The organism is Helicobacter pylori (genome assembly GCF_015904775.1).
GTDB classification, from domain to species: Bacteria; Campylobacterota; Campylobacteria; order Campylobacterales; family Helicobacteraceae; genus Helicobacter; species Helicobacter pylori_DM.
On the sequence record NZ_JADZNC010000039.1, the window covers coordinates 1 to 525 of the forward strand.

Annotated in this window: 1 protein-coding gene; it reads left to right on the forward strand. The window is 35.4% G+C overall.

Features of this window, described 5'->3' with window-relative positions:
• Positions 1 to 525: DUF874 family protein (locus tag I6852_RS07895; RefSeq protein WP_197292979.1), on the forward strand; the 525-nt coding region annotated here is incomplete at its 5' end.

The following is a 525-nucleotide window of genomic DNA, read 5'->3' on the forward strand; positions in this document are numbered from 1 at the left end:
CATAATCAATTCTTTATTAAAAAAGTGGGAATTAAGGGTGGTATTGCTATAGAAGTAGAAGCTGAATGCAAAACCCCTAAACCCACAAAAACCAATCAAACCCCTATCCAGCCAAAACACCTCCCAAACTCTAAACAACCCCGCTCTCAAAGAGGATCAAAAGTGCAAGAGCTTATCGCTTATTTGCAAAAAGAGCTAGAATCTCTGCCCTATTCACAAAAAGCTATCGCTAAACAAGTGGATTTTTATAAACCAAGTTCTATCGCTTATTTAGAACTAGATCCTAGAGATTTTAACGCTACAGAAGAATGGCAAAAAGAAAATTTAAAAATACGCTCTAAAGCTCAAGCTAAAATGCTTGAAATGAGGGATTTAAAACCAGACCCACAAGCCCACCTTTCAACCTCTCAAAGCCTTTTGTTCGTTCAAAAAATATTTGCTGATATTAATAAAGAAATAAAAGTAGTTGCTAATACTGAAAAGAAAGCAGAAAAAGCGGGTTATGGTTATAGTAAAAGGATGTAG